Source organism: Mesorhizobium sp. CA4 (assembly GCF_020165075.1).
Lineage (GTDB): Bacteria > Pseudomonadota > Alphaproteobacteria > Rhizobiales > Rhizobiaceae > Mesorhizobium.
Genome location: NZ_JAIUHK010000004.1, coordinates 226,120 through 243,065 on the forward strand (window position 1 = coordinate 226,120; position 16,946 = coordinate 243,065).

Annotated in this window: 22 protein-coding genes and 1 tRNA gene; 8 read left to right on the forward strand and 15 right to left on the reverse strand. The window is 64.3% G+C overall.

Annotated features, from left to right (window positions below; genetic code table 11):
* Nucleotides 1-28 precede the first annotated feature (28 nt).
* The 3 genes from LB528_RS05455 to LB528_RS05465 all read left to right on the forward strand — a co-directional run bounded on the left by LB528_RS05455 (nucleotide 29) and on the right by LB528_RS05465 (nucleotide 3,334).
* Entirely contained in the window at nucleotides 29-571 is a 543-nt protein-coding gene (locus tag LB528_RS05455) for a sigma-70 family RNA polymerase sigma factor (RefSeq protein ID WP_224588541.1), read from the forward strand.
* Complete coding sequence (locus LB528_RS05460; protein WP_224714091.1) at nucleotides 568-1,206, forward strand: NrsF family protein; 639 nt, start codon at nucleotides 568-570, stop codon at nucleotides 1,204-1,206. The genes LB528_RS05455 and LB528_RS05460 overlap by 4 nt, the downstream gene beginning before the upstream one ends.
* A gap of 226 nt (nucleotides 1,207-1,432) precedes the next feature.
* On the forward strand, nucleotides 1,433-3,334 hold the full coding sequence (locus LB528_RS05465; RefSeq protein WP_224714092.1) for a PAS domain S-box protein: 1,902 nt from the start codon (nucleotides 1,433-1,435) through the stop codon (nucleotides 3,332-3,334).
* A gap of 29 nt (nucleotides 3,335-3,363) precedes the next feature.
* Here the strand turns inward: LB528_RS05465 and LB528_RS05470 are convergent, their stop codons facing one another.
* The 7 genes from LB528_RS05470 to LB528_RS05500 form a co-directional block, all read right to left on the reverse strand.
* Nucleotides 3,364-4,242 carry a 3-hydroxybutyryl-CoA dehydrogenase gene (locus LB528_RS05470; protein ID WP_224714093.1) on the reverse strand — a complete coding sequence of 293 codons (879 nt, stop codon included), beginning with the start codon at nucleotides 4,240-4,242 and terminating at the stop codon, nucleotides 3,364-3,366.
* 199 nt (nucleotides 4,243-4,441) lie between these two features.
* The gene (locus tag LB528_RS05475) at nucleotides 4,442-5,371 is read right to left on the reverse strand and encodes an electron transfer flavoprotein subunit alpha/FixB family protein (RefSeq protein ID WP_224714094.1); all 930 of its coding nucleotides are present in this window, start codon (nucleotides 5,369-5,371) and stop codon (nucleotides 4,442-4,444) included.
* Nucleotides 5,372-5,395: 24 nt separating this feature from the next.
* Complete coding sequence (locus LB528_RS05480) at nucleotides 5,396-6,145, reverse strand: electron transfer flavoprotein subunit beta/FixA family protein (RefSeq protein ID WP_224714095.1); 750 nt, start codon at nucleotides 6,143-6,145, stop codon at nucleotides 5,396-5,398.
* Nucleotides 6,146-6,307: 162 nt separating this feature from the next.
* A complete protein-coding gene (locus tag LB528_RS05485) occupies nucleotides 6,308-7,111 on the reverse strand; it encodes a rhomboid family intramembrane serine protease (RefSeq protein WP_224714096.1) in 804 nt (267 codons plus the stop codon).
* 21 nt (nucleotides 7,112-7,132) lie between these two features.
* Nucleotides 7,133-7,714: a cob(I)yrinic acid a,c-diamide adenosyltransferase gene (locus LB528_RS05490; protein ID WP_224714097.1), complete on the reverse strand. Its 582-nt coding sequence runs from the start codon at nucleotides 7,712-7,714 to the stop codon at nucleotides 7,133-7,135.
* A 20-nt stretch (nucleotides 7,715-7,734) separates the two neighbouring features.
* The gene (locus LB528_RS05495) at nucleotides 7,735-7,926 is read right to left on the reverse strand and encodes a twin transmembrane helix small protein (RefSeq protein WP_140747559.1); all 192 of its coding nucleotides are present in this window, start codon (nucleotides 7,924-7,926) and stop codon (nucleotides 7,735-7,737) included.
* A gap of 25 nt (nucleotides 7,927-7,951) precedes the next feature.
* Nucleotides 7,952-8,818, reverse strand: a complete 867-nt coding sequence (locus LB528_RS05500) for an SDR family oxidoreductase (protein ID WP_224714098.1) — start codon at nucleotides 8,816-8,818, stop codon at nucleotides 7,952-7,954.
* A gap of 58 nt (nucleotides 8,819-8,876) precedes the next feature.
* On the opposite strand from LB528_RS05500, the gene LB528_RS05505 reads away from it, so the two are divergent.
* Nucleotides 8,877-9,728, forward strand: coding sequence for a YihY/virulence factor BrkB family protein (locus tag LB528_RS05505; RefSeq protein ID WP_095767497.1), 852 nt, complete (start codon nucleotides 8,877-8,879; stop codon nucleotides 9,726-9,728).
* On the opposite strand, the gene LB528_RS05510 is transcribed toward LB528_RS05505, so the two are convergent.
* Nucleotides 9,698-10,600, reverse strand: coding sequence for a DMT family transporter (locus LB528_RS05510; protein WP_224714099.1), 903 nt, complete (start codon nucleotides 10,598-10,600; stop codon nucleotides 9,698-9,700). The two genes, LB528_RS05505 and LB528_RS05510, sit on opposite strands and share 31 nt — an antisense overlap.
* Between LB528_RS05510 and LB528_RS05515 the strand changes: the two genes are divergently transcribed.
* Nucleotides 10,578-11,042, forward strand: a complete 465-nt coding sequence (locus LB528_RS05515; RefSeq protein WP_224714100.1) for a hypothetical protein — start codon at nucleotides 10,578-10,580, stop codon at nucleotides 11,040-11,042. The genes LB528_RS05510 and LB528_RS05515 overlap by 23 nt on opposite strands.
* Before the next feature lie 4 nt (nucleotides 11,043-11,046).
* Here LB528_RS05515 and gluQRS read toward each other — a convergent pair whose 3' ends face one another.
* Nucleotides 11,047-11,916 (reverse strand): tRNA glutamyl-Q(34) synthetase GluQRS, encoded by an 870-nt coding sequence (gluQRS, locus tag LB528_RS05520; protein ID WP_224714101.1) that lies wholly within the window; start codon nucleotides 11,914-11,916, stop codon nucleotides 11,047-11,049.
* A gap of 91 nt (nucleotides 11,917-12,007) precedes the next feature.
* On the opposite strand from gluQRS, the gene LB528_RS05525 reads away from it, so the two are divergent.
* Nucleotides 12,008-12,667: a DNA-3-methyladenine glycosylase family protein gene (locus tag LB528_RS05525; RefSeq protein ID WP_224714102.1), complete on the forward strand. Its 660-nt coding sequence runs from the start codon at nucleotides 12,008-12,010 to the stop codon at nucleotides 12,665-12,667.
* A gap of 111 nt (nucleotides 12,668-12,778) precedes the next feature.
* Nucleotides 12,779-13,336 carry an HNH endonuclease gene (locus LB528_RS05530; RefSeq protein WP_027167440.1) on the forward strand — a complete coding sequence of 186 codons (558 nt, stop codon included), beginning with the start codon at nucleotides 12,779-12,781 and terminating at the stop codon, nucleotides 13,334-13,336.
* Between the two features lie 161 nt (nucleotides 13,337-13,497).
* Here the strand turns inward: LB528_RS05530 and LB528_RS05535 are convergent, their stop codons facing one another.
* Nucleotides 13,498-14,016, reverse strand: a complete 519-nt coding sequence (locus tag LB528_RS05535) for a disulfide bond formation protein B (RefSeq protein ID WP_224714103.1) — start codon at nucleotides 14,014-14,016, stop codon at nucleotides 13,498-13,500.
* Between the two features lie 23 nt (nucleotides 14,017-14,039).
* Nucleotides 14,040-14,630 carry a YqaA family protein gene (locus LB528_RS05540; protein WP_224516632.1) on the reverse strand — a complete coding sequence of 197 codons (591 nt, stop codon included), beginning with the start codon at nucleotides 14,628-14,630 and terminating at the stop codon, nucleotides 14,040-14,042.
* Nucleotides 14,631-14,967: 337 nt separating this feature from the next.
* On the opposite strand from LB528_RS05540, the gene LB528_RS05545 reads away from it, so the two are divergent.
* Nucleotides 14,968-15,052 (forward strand) — tRNA-Leu (locus LB528_RS05545).
* A gap of 9 nt (nucleotides 15,053-15,061) precedes the next feature.
* Here the strand turns inward: LB528_RS05545 and LB528_RS05550 are convergent.
* The 4 genes from LB528_RS05550 to LB528_RS05565 all read right to left on the reverse strand — a co-directional run.
* Complete coding sequence (locus LB528_RS05550) at nucleotides 15,062-16,231, reverse strand: tyrosine-type recombinase/integrase (protein WP_224714104.1); 1,170 nt, start codon at nucleotides 16,229-16,231, stop codon at nucleotides 15,062-15,064.
* The gene (locus LB528_RS05555; RefSeq protein WP_224714111.1) at nucleotides 16,231-16,497 is read right to left on the reverse strand and encodes a hypothetical protein; all 267 of its coding nucleotides are present in this window, start codon (nucleotides 16,495-16,497) and stop codon (nucleotides 16,231-16,233) included. The genes LB528_RS05550 and LB528_RS05555 overlap by 1 nt, the downstream gene beginning before the upstream one ends.
* A gap of 5 nt (nucleotides 16,498-16,502) precedes the next feature.
* Nucleotides 16,503-16,718: a hypothetical protein gene (locus tag LB528_RS05560; protein ID WP_224714105.1), complete on the reverse strand. Its 216-nt coding sequence runs from the start codon at nucleotides 16,716-16,718 to the stop codon at nucleotides 16,503-16,505.
* Nucleotides 16,715-16,946: hypothetical protein (locus tag LB528_RS05565; RefSeq protein ID WP_224714106.1), on the reverse strand; the 232-nt coding region annotated here is incomplete at its 5' end. The genes LB528_RS05565 and LB528_RS05560, both read right to left, overlap by 4 nt.

The window sequence follows — 16,946 nt, forward strand, 5'->3', positions numbered from 1 at the left end:
GAGACGCGAACATTGGGGGTAAACTCTTGTGACCGGCAAGGACGAGGCCGAGCTTTCCCGGCTGCTCAGGGCCGCGATCGCGGGAGACGAAAGGGCTTATGCCGACTTTCTGCACCGCATCGCCGCCCTCGTTCGCGGTTTTGTCCGGCGCAAGATCGTTCAGGGCGGGGTCGATCCCGAGGATATCGTGCAGGAAACCTTGCTGGCCATTCATGTCAAACGCCACACCTGGCGGCCTGACGCGCCGGTGCTGCCCTGGGTCTATGCGATCGCCCGCTTCAAGCTGATCGACGCGTTCCGCCGGCGCGGGCGGCGCATCGAGGTAGAGATCGACGAGATCGCCGAAACCTTCGCCGAGCCGGAGACGGAAACGGTGAGCGAGCGCGACATCAACCGGGCGCTTGACGGGCTGCCGCCGGCGCAACGCTCCGTGGTGTCATCGATCTCGGTCGACGGGCAGTCGATCGGCGAGACGGCAGCGAAGCTCGGCATCAGCGAGACGGCGGTGCGCGTGTCGCTGCATCGCGGCCTCGCCGCGATCGCCAAACGGTTTGGACGAACAGCGACATGAGAACAGAGGATCTCATCAAGGCGCTCGACGCCGATGCCCGCGACAAGGCAATGCCGCTCGGCAAGGCCTGGTGGCTGGCGGTCGGCGTGGCCGTGGTGATCGCGGGGGCGGTCTTCTTCGCGACCATCGGGCCGCGTCCCGACATCATGCCGGCCATGCACACGATGCGCTTCATGTCGAAATTCGTATTCACGCTGGTGCTCGCGGCCAGCGCCTTCGCGCTGATCCGCGCGCTGTCAGTGCCGGGCGCTTCGACCGGGCGGGCGATGGCCTGGATGATCGCCGCGCCGCTTCTGGTGGTGCTGGCGGTGGTTCTGGAGCTCTTCGTCGTGCCCGAGGCCGATTGGGGCAAGCGGCTTATCGGCTCGAACATGATGATCTGCATGAGCTTCATCCCGCTGATCGGCATCGGTCCGCTGGCTATCTTCCTCGGCATGCTGCGCTATGGCGCTCCGACGCGGCCGGTGTTGGCGGGCGCGGTGGCCGGCCTGCTCGCGGGCGGGCTCGCGGCAACCTTTTATGCCGCGCATTGCTTCGACGATTCGCCGCTCTTCGTCGCCACCTGGTATACGATCGCGATCGCCTTCCTGACGCTGCTCGGCGCGCTTGGTGGGCGGTTTTTCGTCCGCTGGTAGGATTTTACACACCGATCATTCGGTACAGTTTTGACACAATACCTTAATCATACCGGCAATTGTTCGCCGGTTATCGGAGCGGCCGCTGCCGCTCACGCAACCATTCCTTAAAATCGATCCGCCAGGGTGTGGCAACGCGCAGTCGCGCATTGGGTGGGATCGCATTGTGGCGTGGTGGTTGAGTTGGAAAGGTCGGCGGGCCGGCAAGCGCGCTGTGCCCGTCTTGATGACAGCAGGACTCGTTGCCCTGACTGCATCGATCCTGTTGCCGGCGCTGGAACTTGGCCCGGACGCGTTGAAGGTCTGCCTGCAGATATCCGTTGCCGTCGCGGCCGTCACGCTGTTTGTCTCGGCGCTGTTCATCCGCAAGATCATCGACGACCGCCGGCAGATTGCCGAGAGCGAGCAACGCTTCCGCAGGGCCATGGAGGATTCGGCGATCGGCGTCGCCATTGTCGGCCTCGATGGCCGCATCCTTCAGGCCAACCCCGCCTTCGCCGACATGCTGGGATACACCCGCGTGGAAATCGAGGCGCTGACCTTCTTCCAGATCACGCATCCCGACGATCTGCAGATCGGCCGCGAGACGATGACGAGCCTGAAGGAAGGCAAGATCCATTCCTTCCATTTCCAGAAGCGCTATCTGCGCAAGGACGGCACCCCGGTCTGGGCACAGCTTGCCGGCTCGGTCATCCATGAAGAGGAGACAGGTCGTCCGCTCTATCTGGTGTCGCAGATCGAGGACATCGATGCGCGCAAGCAGGCCGAGGCGCGCATCGCCGAGGCCGAGACCAGGTGGAACTTCGCGCTCACCAGCACCGGACAGGGTATCTGGAGCCTCGATATGCGCAAGGGCGGCACCACCTATTCCGAAACCTGGGTGAAGATGCTGGGCTATGCCGATGGCGAGCTCGACGGCGACCCCGATCGCTGGCTGACCATGATCCATCCCGACGACCGCGAAGTTGTCGCCGAGGCGGATCGCGCGCACCTTGCCGGCGAGACGCCCTTCTTCGAGGCCGAGTTCCGGATGCGGCACAAGGACGGGCACTGGGTCTGGATCCTCGACCGCGGCAAGGCGATCGAGCGCGACGGCGAGGGCCGGCTGATCCGGGCCATCGGCAGCCTGACCGATATCACCGAGCGCAAGGAGGCGGAGGCGCGGCTGATGGTTTCGGCGGCGCTGCTGGCCGACGAGAAAGAGCGCCTCAGAGTGACGCTGCACTCGATCGGCGACGCTGTGATCTGCACCGACGCCGCCAACCGCATCACCTTCATGAACCCGATCGCGGAAAAGCTCACCGGCGTCGAGGTCGGCGAGGCGCTGGGAAAGCTGCTCGGCCATGTCTATTGGGCGGTCGACGAGGAAAGCGGGCACAGAATAGGGCTGACGCGTCCTTCGGCGGGCGAACGCCCGCACTGCGACCAGAACACGCGCGCTGTCCTGGTCCGGCGCGACGACACCCGATGCAGCATCCGCCAGGTGGTGTCGCCGATCATGAACGACCGCGAGGAGTTCTGCGGCCTCGTCATCGTCTTCCAGGATTTCAGCGACGCGCGCGCCCTGCAGCGCCAACTGGCCTATGCCGCCGCTCATGACGCGCTGACCGGACTCGCCAACCGTTCGAGCTTCATGCGCACTATGGAAGATCTGGTCGACCAGTGCCGCCTCAATGGCGGTGAGCATCAGTTCATGTTCGTCGATCTCGATCACTTCAAGGCGGTCAACGACACCGGCGGCCATGCTGCGGGCGATGCGCTGCTCAAGCGCGTGGCCGACACGTTGCGCAACGTGCTCGGTGCGGAAGACATCGTCGCCAGGCTCGGCGGCGATGAATTCGCCGTCATCCTCAAATCGGGCGCCGCGGAGCGCGGGCCGATCGCGGCGCGCTCGATCATCGACGCCATCCGTAACCTCAACTTCAGCTGGGACGGGCGCCTGAATTCGATCGGCGCCAGTATCGGCCTCGCGCCGATCCGCGCCGGCTGCGGCGAGGTGGACGAGATCATCGCCCGCGCCGACGCCGCCTGCTACGCCGCGAAAGCCGCCGGCCGCGGCTGCGTTTCTGCCGCGCCCGACGAAGCTTTGAAAGATTTGGCGCCACTGCCGCTCGCCGCGGCGTCCTGAGCCGCGTCGAAGGGTTCAGCCGCGGAAGATCAGCGCGTCGGCACCGGATGGTCGCCGCGATAATCGTAGAAGCCGCGACCGGTCTTGCGGCCGAGCCAGCCGGCTTCGACATATTTCACCAGCAGCGGGCAGGGGCGGTATTTCGAGTCCGACAGGCCCTCATGCAGCACCTGCATGATCGACAGGCAGGTATCGAGCCCGATGAAGTCGGCGAGCTGCAGCGGTCCCATCGGATGGTTGGCGCCGAGCCGCATGGCGGTGTCGATGGCATCGACCGTGCCGACGCCTTCGTAGAGCGTGTAGATCGCCTCGTTGATCATCGGCAAAAGGATGCGGTTGACGATGAAGGCAGGGAAATCCTCCGAGACGGTGATGGTCTTGTCGAGGTGCTTCACATAGGTCTTGGCGGCCTCGAAGGTCTGGTCCTCGGTGGCGATGCCGCGCACCAGCTCGACCAGCTTCATCAACGGCACCGGGTTCATGAAGTGGATGCCGATGAAGCGCTCGGGACGGTCGGTCTGGGCGGCAAGCCGGGTGATCGAGATCGACGAGGTGTTGGTCGCTAGAATCGCTTCCGGATTGAGCTGCGGGCAGAGCTGCGCGTAGATCTTGCGCTTCACCGTCTCGTCCTCTGTCGCCGCTTCGATCACGAGGTCGGCGGCGGCGAGGTCGGCCATGGCCGGAGCGGCGGAGATGCGCGCCATCGCTTCGTTGCGCGCCTTCTCCTCGAGCTTGCCGGAGCCGACCTGGCGGGCCATGTTGCCGCTTATGGTGGCGATACCCTTCTCGATCCGGTCAGGCGATATGTCGTGGATCAGGACCTTGTAGCCGCCCAGCGCCGAGACATGGGCGATACCGCCACCCATCTGACCCGCGCCGACAATGCCGATCGTCTCGATCTTGCTCATGACCCCGATCCCGTCCGGAGCAGTTCCGCTTCCTTGAAGCAGGAACGCTCCTGTGTGTTTGTTTCTCGCAATCCCGGCCGCAATCCGCCGGAATGGCTCAGACCTTTTGCGGCCTGCTTTTTGTGCAGTGCAAACTAAAAGGGCGGGGCGACTTCGTCTACCCCACCCTTTGGATTTTAATATGCCAGAACCGGCGACGTCAAAGCGCCTTTTGCAGCTCCGGCAGGATGACGAAGAGATCGCCGACCAGACCGTAGTCGGCAACCTGGAAGATCGGCGCTTCCTCGTCCTTGTTGATGGCGACGATGACCTTTGAATCCTTCATGCCGGCGAGATGCTGGATCGCGCCGGAGATGCCGACCGCGATGTAGAGGTCTGGCGCCACCACCTTGCCGGTCTGGCCGACCTGCCAGTCGTTCGGCGCGTAGCCGGCGTCGACCGCGGCGCGAGAGGCGCCGACCGCGGCGCCGAGCTTGTCGGCGACCGGCAGGATGACTTCCTGGAACTTCTCCGAGGAGCCGAGCGCGCGGCCGCCCGAGATGATGATCTTGGCAGAAGTCAGCTCCGGACGGTCGTTCTCGGAAAGCTTGTTCTCGACGAAAGACGACAGGCCGGGGTTGGCGGCGGCGCCGACCGTCTCGACCGGGGCGGAACCACCTTCCGGCGCTGCCGAGAACGATGCGGTTCGTACGGTGATGACCTTTTTGGCGTCGGTCGCCTGCACGGTCTGGATGGCATTGCCGGCATAGATCGGCCGCTTGAAGGTATCCGGCGAGATGACCTCGATGATCTCGGACACCTGGGCGACGTCGAGGAGTGCCGCCACGCGCGGAGCGACATTCTTGCCAGACGAAGTGGCCGGCGCGACGATCGCGTCATAGGAGCCGGCGAGCGAGACGACCAGCGCCGCTGTCGGCTCGGCGAGGCGCTCCGAAAGCTCGTCGGCCTCGGCGAGCAGCACCTTGCGGACGCCTTTCAGCTTGGCGGCGGCATCAGCCGCGCCCTTGGCGCCCTTGCCGGCCACCAGCACGTCGACATCGGAGCCGATCTGGAAGGCCGCCGACAGCGCCTTGGCGGTCTGGTCGGAAAGGCTTGCGTTGTCATGTTCGGCGATGAGGAGAATTGCCATTTTCTTTGTCCTTTCCCGATCGCTCTAAAGCACGCCGGCTTCGTTCTTCAGCTTCTCGACCAGCTCGGCCACCGACTTCACCTTGACGCCCGCCTTGCGGCCGCCCGGCTCCTCGGTCTTGATCACCTTGAGGCGCGGCTTGACGTCGGCGCCGTAGTCGGCCGGGCTCTTCTCGTCGAGCGGCTTCTTCTTGGCCTTCATGATGTTGGGCAGCGAGGCATAGCGCGGCTGGTTGAGGCGAAGGTCGGCGGTGACGATTGCCGGCATCTTCAGCTCGACCGTCTGCAGGCCGCCGTCGACCTCGCGCGTCACCTTGGCCTTGTCACCGGCGAGCTCGATTTTGGAGGCGAATGTCCCTTGAGCCCAGCCGAGCAGCGCCGCCAGCATCTGGCCGGTCTGGTTCGAGTCGTCGTCGATCGCCTGCTTGCCGAGGATGACGAGGCCGGGCTTCTCGGCTTCGACCACGCCCTTCAGCACCTTGGCGACGCCGAGCGGCTCGGTCTGCTCGTCGGTCTTGACCAGGATTGCGCGGTCGGCGCCCATGGCGAGCGCGGTGCGCAGCGTCTCCTGCGCCTGCTGCGGGCCGACCGAGACGACGATGATTTCTTCCGCCTTGCCGGCTTCTTTGATGCGGATCGCTTCCTCGACCGCGATCTCGTCGAATGGGTTCATCGCCATCTTGACATTGGCAAGCTCGACGCCCAGTCCGTCGGCCTTCACCCGGACCTTGACGTTCGCATCCACAACCCGCTTCACGGGCACAAGGATCTTCATTTTCCTGTCACCTCTCCTGAGATAGTCGGGGCGCTATAGCAGCGTGGGCCCTGTCAGAGTTGTCGAAAGCCGACATTACGGGCGGAATATCCGCCCAGCGGTGCCGTTTCCGTAGTGGCGGCAAACGGGCGCGTCAATATCCCACGGCGCACCCAAATCGGTTCAATCCCGGGGCGTCGCTGCTCCACGGCCCCATTGCGAGGCCGGCTGCGCCGGATCGCTGGCGGCGGGCTCGACGGGGACGGGCGGCTGCTGGATGTTGGGCGTCGGATCCGGCTCGCCGTCGGCGCCGGCCAGCAGCGGCACGCCCCGGCTGCGCAGCACCAGCACCAGGATCGAGCCGGCGATGATGCCGCCGATATGGCAGGCCCAGGAGATCTGGTCCTCGCCGGCCGCGGCGAACATCACGATCTGGAACAGGATCCACAGGATCAGCGGAATGAAGGCCGGGATGCGCAACGGAATGCGGGCAAAGGCCAGCACCCAGACCTTCACCCGGGGATAGAGGATCAGATAGGCGGCGACGACGCCGGCGATTGCCCCCGAGGCGCCGATCAGCGGCACCTGCGAATCCCAGGCCACCAGCCCCTGGAAGAAGGCGCCGGCGACGGCGCAGGTGAGGTAGAAGATCAGATAGCGTATGTGGCCGAGCGCATCCTCGACATTGTCGCCGAACACCCAGAGGAACAGCATGTTGCCGCCGAGATGGAAGATGTCGGCATGCAGGAACGAGTAAGTGAGATAGCTGAGGCTCTCGGGGATGACGACGAATTCGGGCGACAGCTCGACCTTGTCGTGAACCACCGACGGAATGAAGCCCAGGCCGAGAACCGCGGCACTGGTGAAGTTCTCACCGCCGAGCGTGGTCGCCAGATAGACCAGCGCATTCGCCACGATCAGGCCGATCGTGACATATTGCAGGCGGATGTGGCGCAACCTGTTGGTGTCGTAGAGCGGGATGAACATCGGACCCTCCCGCCTGCGGATTCAGCGGTTCTTGCCGGGAACCCATAGCACGTCGGCCGTTCCATTGTCATTGACCGCACGGGCGGCGACGAACAGGAAATCCGAAACGCGGTTGATGTATTTGAGCGCCTCGCGGTTGACATGCTCGGCCGGATCCTGCGCCAGCGCCACCATCAGACGCTCGGCGCGGCGTGCCACGGTACGGGCAAGATGGAGCGCGGCTGCGGCCGGCGTGCCGCCGTTCAGCACGAAGGATTTCAGCGGCTGCAGTTCCTTGTTGAGCGCGTCGATATCCTGCTCGACGCGGTCGGTCTGGGCCGCGACGATGCGCAGCGGCTCATATTCCAGGGGCTTGCCGTCGTCCGGCACGGCAAGGTCGGCGCCCAGATCGAACAGATCGTTCTGGATGCGCGACAGCATGGCGTCGATCGCGGGATGTTCGGCGGCGGTGTGGATGCGGGCCATGCCGATGCAGGCATTGGCCTCGTCGACGGTGCCGTAGGCGTCGACGCGCAGGTCGGATTTCAGCCGCCGCTCGCCGGTGCCGAGCCCCGTCGTGCCGTCGTCGCCGGTGCGGGTGTAGATCTTGTTGAGCTTGACCACGCCGTCCTCTTTAAGATCCTCTATTTGCGTGTGAAATAGACCACCAGCAACAGCAGCGCCAAGGCCACGGCCTGCAGCATGATGCGCGCCTGCATCAGCTTGTTCGATGTGATGCCGGAGCCGCCGCGCATCATGTTGATCAGGCCGCGGACCAGCACGATCACCACGGCGGCCATCGCGACGATGGCAAGGATTTTCAAGGCGATGAGCATCTGGCTCGCTCCGGTTCAGGTTCGGTCAGGCGCGCCTGGCGAGCACGCGATAGAGCAGGGATGCCGGCAGGATGCGTTTCAGCGCCGCGCCGATCCTGGCCGGCACCGTTACCACATAGTGCGGGCGCGGGCGCTGTGACAGAAGCGCGTGGCGCAGAGCCCTGTGCACAATCTCCGGCCCGGGCTTCAGCTTCGACGCGCTGCCGCCGGCCTGAAGCCGCGCAAGCTGCGCCTGATAATCGGCGCGGTGGACGGAATTTTCGATGTCGATGTTTTTCAGGAACCAGGTGAGGCCGTTGCTGGCGATCTTCGACCTCACCGGTCCCGGTTCGATCAGGGATAGGTGGATGCCGCTGCCTTCGAGCTCCTGGCGCATGCAGAGCATCAGGCCTTCGACGGCGTGCTTGGAGGCCGAATAGGCGCCCCTGAAGCGGACCGGGGCCAGCCCCAGAATCGAGGAGCAGTGGACGAGCCGGCCATGCCCTTGCCTGCGCATGACCGGAACGATCCGCCGGGTGAGGTCGTGCCAGCCGAAGAAATTGGCGTCGAACTGCTCGCGAAGCGCTGCGACCGACAGGTCCTCGACGGCGCCGGGCTGGGCGTAGGCGCCGTTGTTGAAGAGCGCGTCAAGCGTGCCGCCGGTGCGTTCCAGCACCGCATCGACCAATGCCGCGATGGATTGGGGCTCACGGTAGTCGAGGTAGAAAGCCTCCAGGCCGTCGGCCTCGAGGGCTGCGATGTCGGCCGGCTTGCGCCCCGTGGCAAAGACCCGCCAGCCTTCCGCTTTCAAAGCTCGCGCGCAATAGGCGCCGATGCCGGAGGAGGCGCCGGTGACGATGACGGTGCGCAACTCTTCGGCGGCGGGGCGCATTGTGGGACCTGGGGTTGCCATTTGCCGCAATCACTTCCCATATTCGCGGCGTTGACACAATCGAGCGGAGCGCGGGCCCTTGCTGCGGAATATCGTCGCCCTCAAGCGCGTGCTCTACGATGCGATAGGCCACTTCAACACCGATGACGGCTGGGCGATGGCCAGCCATCTGGCAATCACCTCGCTGATGGCGCTGTTTCCGTTCCTGATCTTCGCCACCACGCTTGCTAGCTTCCTCGGCGCGCGCGCCTTCGCCGACACGGCCGTGCATCTGGTCTTCGACACATGGCCGGAGCAGATCGCCAAGCCGATCGCGCATGAGGTGCTGAACGTGCTCACGGTGCGCCGCACCGACCTTCTGACCTATGGCGTGCTGCTTGCGGCCTATTTCGCTTCCAACGGCATCGAAGCCCTGCGCACGTCGCTCAACCGCGCCTATCGGGTCACCGAGACGCGCGGCATCATCCACCGCCGGGTGCAAAGCATCATCTTCGTCCTGATCGCCACCGCCTGCTTTCTCGCCATCAGCGTGCTTCTGGTGTTCGCGCCGCTGCTCGCGCGGCTGGCGGAAGCGCATCTGGAATGGATCAAGCCCTATATGGGCACGATCACCATCTGGCGTTACGTGATCGCCTCGACGGTCATCGTCATCGGGCTGTTCTCGGTGCATATCTGGCTGCCCGCCGGCAAGCGCCGCTTCGTCTCGATCATACCCGGCATCGTCTTCACGCTGGTCGCCTGGCTGGTCGGGTCGACGATCTTTGCCACCTATCTCGACCATTTCTCGTCCTATGTGACGACCTATGCCGGGCTCGCCTCGATCATGATCGCGGTCGTCTTCCTCTACATCATCTCGGCGATCTTCATCCTCGGCGGCGAACTCAACGCCGCGATCAGCCGCTATCTTGAGGCGCGCGCCCGCGTCGGCTGAGTCCCATTGGATCGCGCCGTCGCCAAGGCGACGCCAAGCATGGCGATCGCCATGCCGGCGATCTGCAGCAGGTTGAGCTGCTCATTGAAAAGCACCCAGGCGATGACCGCGGTTACGGCCGGCACCAGGTAGAACAGCGAGGCAACCTTCGACATCTCGCCGTCCCTGATCATCACCATCAACAGGAATATGGCGCCGACCGACAGCACCAGGACCAGCCAGGCCATGGCGAAGATCAGCTCGCCATTGACGGTGACGGCGCGCGTCTCGAAGGCGAGCGAGCCCAGGATCATCACGACGGAGCCGCCGACATATTGCCACATCGTCGCCGACACCAGATCGCCGCCGGAGGCATAGCGCTTCTGCCAGATGGTGCCGGCGCTCATGCCCAGCACCGAGACGAGCGAGGCGGTCAGCGTCGCCGGCGTGACGCCGCCGCCCAGCATGCCGAGCTTCGGCCAGAGCACGATGACGACGCCGAGCAGGCCGACGGCAAGGCCTGCCCAATGGCGCGGCAGGATCGCTTCGCCCAGGAATTTTCCGGCGAGCACGGCGGTGATCAGCGGCTGCAGGCCGACGATCAGCGCCGAAAGGCCCGCAGGCATGCCCCTGTGGATCGCCCAGAAGACGGCGCCTAGATAGACGCCGTGCATGAGGACGCCGGCCACCGTCGCGTGCAGCGCCTCATCGCGCGTTGCCTTGCGCGAGCCGAGCAGAATGGTGAGGCCGGCAAATAGGATGGCCGCCATCGCGAAGCGGATGGCAAGGAAGGTGAAGGGTTCCGCCCAGGGCATGGCGTAGCGCGCGCCGATGAAGCCTGTCGCCCACAGAACGACGAAGGAGGCGGGAATGAACCGCTTGATGCTCTGCATGGGGGGGAAGCTGCCGGGTGAACGGTTGATGACGGCAATTGCTCTAATGCCGATCAGTCCCGCAAGCAAAACGAAACGGTTGATCCATAAGCTAAATCGAATTCAACAAACCGTGCCAACAGGGGCATGGCGCATCGCCGCGCCATGGTGGGGCATGTTTTTGCATCTGGACACGACCTGGCTGTTGTTGGCCTTCGCGATCATCGCCGCCTTCGGCTTCTTCTTCGGCACGGCGCTCGACGCAATCATGAGGGAGAGCGGCTTCGGCCCGACCGGCAACACGCTGCTGTTCATCTTCGGCTTTTTCGTTGCGGTTGCGGTCGCCAACAAACAAGGTATCAGCCTGAGCGATCTGAAGCTGGCGGTTGCCTGCGGGCTCGGCGGCGCCTTTGTCTTCATCAGCGTGCTGGCGCTGATCAAGGCCGGGATGGCGCGCCTCTAGCCAGCTAAAAGCCGATCGATCTTCTGACGTCCTGCGGCGGCATGCCCGCCGCCCGGAGGGAGGCAAGGCCTGTGTCCTTGAAGCTCTTGGACAGTTTCCTGCCGTCCGGGCCGAGGATCAGGCGGTGGTGGAAATAGCGTGGCTGCGGCAGGCCAAGCACTTCCTGCAGCAGGCGCTGCACGCTTGTCGCCGAATAAAGATCCTGGCCGCGCACGACATGGCTGACACCCTGCAGAGCGTCGTCGACGACGACGGCGAGATGGTAACTGGTCGGGATATCGCGGCGGGCGACGATGACGTCCCCCCAGGCCCGCGGTTGGGCTTCGATCGCTCGCGTCGCGGACATCGTCTCGTCGGTGAACTCCACCCATGACAGGCCGGCCGTGACGCGCGCCATCGCCGCCTCGACATCGAGCCGCCAGGCGAAGGGCATGTTGTCCGCGATGCGCCGCTTGCGCTCCCTCGCCGACAGGGCCTTGTCGAGCGGGGGGTAGAGCGGCACGCCGTCCGGATCGCGGGGCCAGTCGCGGCCGCCCGTCTCGGCGATGAAGGCGCGGATCTCGCCCCGGCTCATGAAAGCGGGATAGACCAGTTCCTCGGCGATCAGCCGCTCGAGCACCTCCCGGTATTCGGCGAAATGCTCGGACTGGCGACGCACCGGCAGTTCCCAACACAACCCCAGCCATTCCAGATCGCGAAAAATGCCGGCCTCGAATTCGGGCGTGCAGCGCAGGACATCAATATCCTCGATGCGCAGCAGCAGGCGCCCACCGGCCTGCGCCGCCATGCGCTGGTTGAGCAAGGCCGAGTAGGCATGGCCAAGATGCAATTCGCCATTGGGGCTCGGCGCGAAGCGGAATGTCAGGAGTGTCATCTCTCGGGCGGTATTCGGGTTGAAAGGCGCTTCCGCCGGTTGCTAGTTAGCCATCAATTGCCACTTCGCGGGCGCCCTGGGAACAAGCAACGTGCAACGCATCGCCTCGCTCGACGACATTGCGGCAGGGCTCGACGCGCTCTGCCGGATCGATCCGCGGCTGGCGACCGTGCGCGACCGAGCGGGCGAAGTGCCGCTCCGGCTGTCGGAACCTGGCTTTCAAAGCCTGGCCTCGATCATCGTTTCACAGCAAGTTTCCCGCGCCAGCGCCGACGCCATTTTCGGCCGGCTGTTGAAGCTCGTCGACCCGCTGACGCCGCAAGCAATCCTTGCCGCGGGCGAAGACGTGTTTCGCGAGGCCGGGCTGTCGCGGCCGAAGCAGCGCGGGCTGCTCGCCGTCGCCGAAGCGGTGGCCGGCGGGCTCGATCTCGATCACCTGTGCACGCTTGACGCCGGCGACGCGATCGCGGAGATGACGGCCGTGCCCGGCATCGGTCCATGGACGGCCGAATGCTACCTTTTGTTTGCAGCCGGCCACCCGGATGTGTTTCCCGCGCGCGACGTCGCGCTGCAGACGGCGGTCGGTCACGCGCTGGGCATCGACCCGCGTCCGCCAGAAAAAATGCTTATCCGGCTGGCCGAATCATGGAGCCCGTGGCGGGGTGTCGCGTCGCGGCTTTTCTGGGCCTATTACCGGGAATTGAAGGGCAGGGATGCGGCGCCCTCCGCCGAAATGACCAAAAAACCCTGAAAATCATGCGGTTTTAGCGATTTCGACGCGCGACAATCCGCTTCACATCCCTGTCATGTCGGGCTTACAGTATCCGCGCCGTTCGGTTCTAGAAGCAAGGAGGCGAAGGACGTGACGGTTGCCGTATCTCCGGATGGGCTTCCCGCGCTGGTGCTGAATGCGGACTACCGCCCGCTCAGCTATTACCCCCTGTCGCTCTGGTCGTGGCAGGATGCCATCAAGGCTGTCTTCCTCGACCGGGTCAACATCGTCGCCGAATATGAGCACGCCGTCTCTTCGCCGACCTTCTCGATGAAGCTGCCGAGCGTGGTGAGCCTCAAAGCCTATGTGAAGCCGTCACGGCATCCCGCCTTCACCCGCTTCAACGTGTTCCTGCGCGACCGCTTCCAGTGCCAGTATTGCGGAACGCCGGAGGATCTGACGTTCGACCATGTCATCCCGCGCCATCGCGGTGGGGCGACGACCTGGGAGAATGTCGTCGCCGCCTGTTCGCCCTGCAACCTTCGCAAGGGCGGCATGATGCCGGCGCAGGCCAAGATGTGGCCGCTGCAAAAGCCCTATCAGCCGACGGTGCACGACCTGCACAACAACGGCCGCCTGTTCCCGCCCAACCATCTGCATGAAAGCTGGATGGATTATCTGTATTGGGATGTCGAACTCGAACCTTGAGATCGTTCGAGAATTCGTGAGGCTGGCCGTCTGGAGCGATTGTCTGCGCTTCCGATGCTCACGGACCTGAATGTCCGCTGCGCTTCGGTTCTCGACAATCATTCCATACGACTCAGCCTGACGAATTCTTTGAACGATCTCGCGCCGGTGCTTTTGCGTGGTCAGTCGCGGAACAACGCGCTGCGGAAGGCGACGGCGGCGAGGATGAGGCTGGCGATGGCGTTCCAGCCGGCGAGCGACAGGCCGAGGATGCGAAGCGCGGCCTTGTCGCAGGAGGGCGGCACGAATTTGTCGAGCGCGTCGAGCACGCCCTTGCCGCCGGTGTCGACCGGGCCGGCGCCGGCGGTGCAGTCGGCCGGACCTTGCCACCATGCCCATTCGACACCCGAATGATAGACGCCGAGATAGAGGCCATAGAGCATCAGCAGGCCGCCGATCGCGAGCAGCCCGCGCGTCACCCAGGCCGGCGCACGCAGCATCGAGGCGATCGCCGCCAGCAGCATCAGCGGCGCGCCGATATAGTAGGGCGTGCGTTGCTCGAGGCAGAGATGGCAGGGGATGTAGCCGCCGATATATTGGAAGGCGAACGCAGAGCCGACCGTCGCGGCCATGGCGACGGCGAGAAAGAGCGCCGCGCGCGTGCGCTGGCGTCCGGTGTCGGCATTCATAGTCGCGGTCATCTATCGGGTCCGTTGCTGCGTCGCTATCCGTGGGCGTATCTGACGAGGATATAGAGCAAAATCAGGGCGGCGGCGCCGGCGCCGACAATCAATCCCAAGCGCTTTTCGATGAATTCCCTGATCGGTTCGCCATAGCGGCGCAGCAACCAGGCAAGCAGCAGGAAACGGGCGCCGCGCGCCACGATCGCCAGCCCGATGAAGAGCAGGAGATTGACGCCGATGACGCCGGACAGGATCGTCACCACCTTGATCGGCGGCAGATGGGCCGCGCCCGAGGTGACCAGCATCAGGATGATGAAGCCGACGCCGGACGAGGTGCGCAACTGCTCGAACTCGTCATATTTGCCGTAGAATTCGAGCACCGGCTTGGCTACCGCCTCATAGGCATAGTGGCCGATGAACCATCCGGCGACGCCGCCCAGGACCGAAGCGACGGTGGCGATCAATGCATAACGATAGGCGCGCTCGGGTTTGGACAGCGCCATCGGCAGGAAGAGCACGTCGGCCGGCACGAGGAAGACCGAGCTTTCGACGAAGGCGATGAAGGCCAGCCACCATTCGGCCGATTTCCTCGCCGCCAGCGACAGGGTCCAGTCGTAAAGTCCGCGAAGCATCGGCTCTCCTAATGCGGTTGACGCAATTCCAGACGGAAAACCGCTGCGCACTTTTCCTGGAATCACCTAATGCATGTCACCCCAAACGGCGCAGCGGTTTTCGGCCACCGGCATGCACGAAACAAGGACCCAAAGCGCCGCAGCCGCCATTATCGACCGGGCACCTTAAAACATTCGCCTCTCTAAAAAGATTTCTCGCGGCGCACAATGTCCGGCGGTCCGCACAAGACCGCCGGATGCGGGTTGACCGAAGCGGCGCCGGCAAATCCGCAACAGGCCAGTTGACGAAAGGCCGTCCAACCGTATAGTCCGCGCCCATCCAGGCCGCCCGGCCTGAGCCCCTATGGCGGAATTGGTAGACGCGCTCGACTCAAAATCGAGTTCCGCAAGGAGTGCTGGTTCGATCCCGGCTAGGGGCACCAATGCTTTCTTCAGGCATTGATTTTCCTCGCTTTTTTCGCTGTTTTTGTCCCACTTTTTCCAACCGCCTTGCCCGGTGGGACAATTTTGTCCGGGTTTTGTTCCGGCACGAGCAGGTGCGCGGCGGCGCCGGCCATGCGGCGGCGCTGGGCTTTTCGGGTGTAGAGCGTCGTCTGCTGCTTGGTCGTCCAGCCGAAGATCGCCATCAGTTGCTCGTCGGTCGCGCCGTTCTCGGCCGCGATCGTGGCGCCGGCCTTTCGCAGGCCGTGAAGGCTGCATTGGGGAAGGCCAGCCTGGTCGCACCAGTCACGCATCTTGTTTCCAAGCGTGTTGACCGTGAAGGGAGTTCCCCATTCGGAAACAAGGAAGGTTAGGTCGCCGCATGGGCTGGCGTCGATGGTCGCCTGCAGTTCGGGCAGGATCGGCAGCTCCACGTCGACACCGGAGGATTTCGTGGTCTTCTTCGGCTTGATGTGCAGCCAGCCGTTCTTGAAATGCTGGCGCCCGAGAATCGCGAGGTCCTCACGGCGCAGGCCGGTGAATAGGCCGAGGTGCAGAGCCAGACGCGCCTTGCTGCCCAACGGATGCCGCTCTTCGAACTGACGGACTTCCTCGATCGTCCAGGTGTGGAAGCCGTCGCCGGAATAGAGCCGTTTGATCTTGAGGGCCGGATTGACCTTGGCAACTTCATTGTCGACGGCCCATCCGAACATCGCGGACACCACCTTCACAACCTCGTTCTGCGCTCCCGGCGTGTCGCGCAACTCGTCGCGAATCTCGAGGACGTGCTTGCGCTCCATGAAGGCGAAGGGAAGTGTGCCGCGTTTTGCGCCCTTTTTCGGACCTGCCTTAACCTTGCTCTCGCAGATATCGTCAAGGATCGTCGCACGGCGCGCCAGCACGCCGGCGCTGATCTTGGCGCGCTTCTTGTACTGCTGACAAAGCCAGCGGAACGTGCCTTCAGCCGCAGGCTTGCCGATGTCGGAAGCGGCCGCAGATTCAGTATCGGGCTTGACGTAAGGAATGCCGAGGCGGGCGCAGGCCACCTCGTCTTCGAAAGGTTTCGTGCCGGGTGTCTCGCGCAGCCTGACCTTTTCGCGGCCCGCCGCGCGGTAGTAGAGCCGCACGTTGCCGTGGCGGTCGCGGTCGACGGTTACGCCTTTGGGGAGTTTCTTCGGCATCAGCCCCAAGGGTTAGCACCCTGGCCCTTGCCGTCAAGCGAATCAGCCGGTTCCGACCGGTGCGGGATCGCGCGGAACGCCGCGGCGACTTCGACCACGTCCCAGACCAGGCGGCCGCGCAGGATGCGAGCGTCCGGCATCAGGCCTTCAGCGATCAGCCGATCGAACAGCGTCGCGCTGACGCCGATATAGGCCGCCGCCTGTTCGCGGCTGATGCCGACGGGCGGCAGCGAGTCCGGCAGGATCGAAGATGGGCGGCGGGTCATGGCGTTCACGGCGTTGCCTTCCGGACGGCGTTGCCGCTGGTGATCATGGCGAAACCGTCGGCGAACTCGACGCGGATCGAATTGAAGCGCGCCACGGCAGGCTCGCCGAAGCCTGGTAGAGCAAACGTTCCCGCCGCGGCTTTGCTACGCGCGGTGAGAGCGCAGCGCTGGCCTTTGCGACCGTGGCGATCCCAGCGGTAGCGATAGGGAAAAGGTGTCACAGCGAAAACTCATAGAAATGCGGTTGATAATCCGCGTGCAGACACACGCTCGGATTGCAAGCTGCAACAGTTTGGTGAATGCTCTGAAGCGAGGTGGAATCACGCACAATAGCCAGGTTCCGAAACCCCGTCGAACCACGCAATTGCCGAGGAGCTTCCCGGATGAGTGAATCAACATGGCAGGCAAGCAAGGAACAGCGTCCGTCACCGCCCCCGCCCCCCCCCCCC

Bases quoted from the DNA above. Each gene is read 5' to 3' on its own strand.
- LB528_RS05460 (WP_224714091.1), top strand. From the start codon at position 568: ATGAGAACAGAGGATCTCATCAAGGCGCTCGACGCCGATGCCCGCGAC.
- LB528_RS05465 (WP_224714092.1), top strand. From the start codon at position 1,433: ATGACAGCAGGACTCGTTGCCCTGACTGCATCGATCCTGTTGCCGGCG.
- LB528_RS05470 (WP_224714093.1), bottom strand. From the start codon at position 4,242: ATGAGCAAGATCGAGACGATCGGCATTGTCGGCGCGGGTCAGATGGGT.
- LB528_RS05475 (WP_224714094.1), bottom strand. From the start codon at position 5,371: ATGGCAATTCTCCTCATCGCCGAACATGACAACGCAAGCCTTTCCGAC.
- LB528_RS05480 (WP_224714095.1), bottom strand. From the start codon at position 6,145: ATGAAGATCCTTGTGCCCGTGAAGCGGGTTGTGGATGCGAACGTCAAG.
- LB528_RS05485 (WP_224714096.1), bottom strand. From the start codon at position 7,111: ATGTTCATCCCGCTCTACGACACCAACAGGTTGCGCCACATCCGCCTG.
- LB528_RS05495 (WP_140747559.1), bottom strand. From the start codon at position 7,926: ATGCTCATCGCCTTGAAAATCCTTGCCATCGTCGCGATGGCCGCCGTG.
- LB528_RS05500 (WP_224714098.1), bottom strand. From the start codon at position 8,818: ATGGCAACCCCAGGTCCCACAATGCGCCCCGCCGCCGAAGAGTTGCGC.
- LB528_RS05515 (WP_224714100.1), top strand. From the start codon at position 10,578: ATGAACCGCTTGATGCTCTGCATGGGGGGGAAGCTGCCGGGTGAACGG.
- LB528_RS05510 (WP_224714099.1), bottom strand. From the start codon at position 10,600: ATGCAGAGCATCAAGCGGTTCATTCCCGCCTCCTTCGTCGTTCTGTGG.
- gluQRS (WP_224714101.1), bottom strand. From the start codon at position 11,916: ATGACACTCCTGACATTCCGCTTCGCGCCGAGCCCCAATGGCGAATTG.
- LB528_RS05535 (WP_224714103.1), bottom strand. From the start codon at position 14,016: ATGACCGCGACTATGAATGCCGACACCGGACGCCAGCGCACGCGCGCG.
- LB528_RS05540 (WP_224516632.1), bottom strand. From the start codon at position 14,630: ATGCTTCGCGGACTTTACGACTGGACCCTGTCGCTGGCGGCGAGGAAA.
- LB528_RS05550 (WP_224714104.1), bottom strand. From the start codon at position 16,231: ATGCCGAAGAAACTCCCCAAAGGCGTAACCGTCGACCGCGACCGCCAC.
- LB528_RS05555 (WP_224714111.1), bottom strand. From the start codon at position 16,497: ATGACCCGCCGCCCATCTTCGATCCTGCCGGACTCGCTGCCGCCCGTC.